The organism is Vibrio sp. 10N.222.52.B7 (assembly GCF_041474275.1).
GTDB classification, from domain to species: Bacteria; Pseudomonadota; Gammaproteobacteria; order Enterobacterales; family Vibrionaceae; genus Vibrio; species Vibrio crassostreae_C.
On record NZ_JBFRTU010000150.1, the window covers coordinates 1 to 1,426 of the forward strand.

2 protein-coding genes are annotated in these 1,426 nt (G+C 42.4%); both read left to right on the forward strand.

All coding sequences use genetic code 11. The features are described from left to right. Positions 1-46 precede the first annotated feature (46 nt). Positions 47-556, forward strand: coding sequence for a helix-turn-helix domain-containing protein (locus AB4512_RS21890; protein ID WP_372175655.1), 510 nt, complete (start codon positions 47-49; stop codon positions 554-556). Then, complete coding sequence (locus AB4512_RS21895) at positions 553-1,395, forward strand: IS3 family transposase (RefSeq protein ID WP_106427119.1); 843 nt, start codon at positions 553-555, stop codon at positions 1,393-1,395. Before AB4512_RS21890 ends, AB4512_RS21895 begins: the two co-directional genes overlap by 4 nt. The last annotated feature ends 31 nt before the right edge of the window (positions 1,396-1,426 follow it).

A 1,426-nucleotide genomic window follows, 5' to 3' on the forward strand; every position in this document is an offset into this window, starting at 1 on the left:
TGAACTGACCCCCAATAGTTGGACACCAATTATTGGGGGTCTTTTTATGTCCAAATATAGCCGAGAGCTAAAATGTCTCATTGCTAGGCAATACTTAGATGGCACGTCATCTCTCTACTTAGCAAAACAATATTCAATTTCTTCAAGACAGATACGGTATTGGGCTCAAGTCTTTGCCATCCATGGTGCTGATTCATTTTTACCAACTAACCAAGCGGTTACTGCTCAGACAAAACGAAAAGCATTGAATTTAATGTGGACGAATGAATGGTCTCTCACGCACACTAGCGCAGTATTAAACCTCTCATCCCCTGGGATACTCTCTGTCTGGCTCAAACGATTTAATGAGCACGGTATCAAAGGGCTCAAAATGCGCCAGAAAGGAAGACCCTCAATGAAACAGCAACCTCAACGTACCACTAAGCCTGATGATGAAATGACACTTGAGGAGCTAAAAGAGGAGTTGGTCTATTTACGAACCGAGAATGCCGTTCTAAAAAAGTTGGAAGAGTTGGAGCAGGAAAAAAACCGTCGAACAAAGAAAAAGCGGTCATAGCTCTAACTCTTAAAAGCAAATACCCGTTAAAGCACTTACTGCACACTCTACAGCTGGCAAAAAGTGTCTTTTATTATCAGGCTCAAACGAGCAAGCGCCCAAATAGCTACGAACGTGAGCTGCGGTTGATAAAGTCAATTTATCATGAGCATAAGGGGCGATACGGCTACCGCCGAATTCACTTGGAACTAAAAAATCAGGGGTTCGAGCTTAATCACAAAACGGTTCAAAGGCTTATGGCTCAGCTCAACCTTAAATCGACGGTCAGGATTAAAAAGTATCGTTCATATCGAGGAGAGTCTGGAACAGCAGCTCCTAACGTGCTTGAAAGAGATTTTAGTGCGACTCAACCCGATGAAAAATGGGTAACTGATGTCACGGAGTTCAAAGTAAAAGAGCAGAAAGTATACTTGTCTCCCGTTGTCGACTTGTTTACTCAGGAAGTGGTTGCTTATAGAGTGGCTAAAAATGCCTGCTTGCCGCTTGTCACGGATATGCTGACGGAAGCCATATCAAAGCTTAAACCCAACTCAAAGCCAATTATACATAGCGATCAAGGTTGGCAATATCGCCATCGACAGTATCAAAAAAAGGTAGCGGAGAGTGGGTTAACGCAAAGCATGTCGAGAAAAGGTAACTGCTTGGATAATGCGGTTGCTGAAAACTTTTTTGCTTTACTCAAAACAGAGATGTATCACAACCAAAGCTTTGAAGATGCAGATGCTCTGATAGAGCAAATTAAAGAATACATCGAGTACTACAATACCAAACGTATAAAAGTGAAACTAAAAGGCCTGACTCCGATAGAATATCGAACTCAGGCCTTGAAAGCCGCTTAACAGAAATGTCCAACTTTACGGGGTCACTTCA

Excerpts from the sequence above, each read along its gene's own strand:
- AB4512_RS21890 (WP_372175655.1), top strand. The coding sequence starts at position 47 with ATGTCCAAATATAGCCGAGAGCTAAAATGTCTCATTGCTAGGCAATAC.